This window comes from Clostridium sp. C2-6-12 (assembly GCF_009928485.1).
Taxonomy (GTDB): domain Bacteria; phylum Bacillota; class Clostridia; order Clostridiales; family Clostridiaceae; genus Clostridium.
The window spans coordinates 1-1,684 of sequence record NZ_JAABNP010000084.1; the positions used below are offsets into that span (position 1 = coordinate 1).

At 45.2% G+C, this 1,684-nt stretch carries 1 tRNA gene and 2 rRNA genes; all 3 read right to left on the reverse strand.

Features of this window, described 5'->3' with window-relative positions:
• Nucleotides 1-1,207: ribosomal RNA gene (locus GXK56_RS27455) — 23S ribosomal RNA — on the reverse strand; the annotation flags it as partial.
• Between the two features lie 111 nt (nt 1,208-1,318).
• Nucleotides 1,319-1,395 (reverse strand) — tRNA-Ile (locus GXK56_RS27460).
• 140 nt (nt 1,396-1,535) lie between these two features.
• A 16S ribosomal RNA gene (locus GXK56_RS27465) occupies nt 1,536-1,684 on the reverse strand; the annotation flags it as partial.

Below are 1,684 nucleotides of genomic sequence, written 5' to 3' on the forward strand. Positions count from 1 at the left end.
GTGAACCCGTAGCTTCGGTGGTAAGTTTGAGCCCCGGACATTTTCGGCGCAGGATCTCTTGACTAGTGAGCTATTACGCACTCTTTTAATGAGTGGCTGCTTCTAAGCCAACATCCTAGTTGTCTTAGAAATCCCACATCCTTTTCCACTTAACTTACACTTTGGGACCTTAGCTGACGATCTGGGCTGTTTCCCTTTTGACCATGGAACTTATCTTTCATAGTCTGACTGCCGGACTGATAGTATATGGCATTCGGAGTTTGATAAGGTTCGGTAAGCGCTATGCCCCCTAGCCTATTCAGTGCTCTACCTCCACTACTCACATTTTCCGACGCTAGCCCTAAAGCTATTTCGAGGAGAACCAGCTATATCCGAGTTCGATTGGAATTTCTCCGCTATCCACAGCTCATCCCATGCTTTTTCAACAGCAACGTGGTTCGGTCCTCCACGAGGTTTTACCCTCGCTTCAACCTGGCCATGGATAGGTCACCCGGTTTCGGGTCTACAGCATGCAACTAGTCGCCCTATTAAGACTCGGTTTCCCTTCGGCTCCGTACCTTAAGTACTTAACCTCGCTACATACCGTAACTCGTTGGCTCGTTCTACAAAAAGCACATCATCACACACATAAGGTGCTTTGATCGGTTGTAGGCATATGGTTTCAGGTTCTATTTCACTCCCCTCCCGGGGTTCTTTTCACCTTTCCCTCACGGTACTGCTTCACTATCGGTCATCAGGTAGTATTTAGCCTTGGGAGGTGGTCCTCCCTGCTTCCCACAAGGTTTCACGTGTCTCGTGGTACTCTGGTGCAGAACTGATCATCATAGTTTTCACTTACGGGACTATTACCCCCTATGGTCCAACTTTCCAGTTGTGTTCAATTAACCATGATTTCTCGTTATGTTCTGTCCGCAACCCCAGAAATAAATTTCTGGTTTGGGCTCTTTCCTTTTCGCTCGCCGCTACTAAGAAAATCGATTTTTCTTTCTCTTCCTCCAGGTACTTAGATGTTTCAGTTCCCTGGGTATACCTTCGTAAAGCTATGTATTCACTTTACGATACATGGGGTTTCCCATGTGAGTTTCCTCATTCGGAAATCTTCGGATCTCTGACTATGTGCGTCTACCCGAAGCTTATCGCAGCTTATCGCGTCCTTCATCGGCTCCTGATGCCAAGGCATTCACCATACGCCCTTTGTAGCTTGACCTTTTAAGTTTTGTATTACAAAACTGGTTATATTAATCATTCACAAAGAATATATTTCTTGGCTTTGTTGTATTTTATATACATTAATCTATGTGCAATTTTCAAAGAACATTGGTGGGCTTAAATGGACTCGAACCATCGACCTCACGCTTATCAGGCGTGCGCTCTAACCAGCTGAGCTATAAGCCCTTATGTTTTGAAGGAAGATCCCTCAAAATTGAACAGAACAAATACTTAAGTAACCAATCGAGTAAGTATTTTATATATATTCGATACATAATTTGTATCGATACTAGTCAGACATCATGCTGATCTAGATTTCTCCATAGAAAGGAGGTGATCCAGCCGCAGGTTCTCCTACGGCTACCTTGTTACGACTTCACCCCAATCGCTGACCCTACCTTAGGTCGCTGCCTCCTTACGGTTAGCTCACGAACTTTGGGTATTGCCAACTCTCATGGTGTGACGGGCGGTGTGT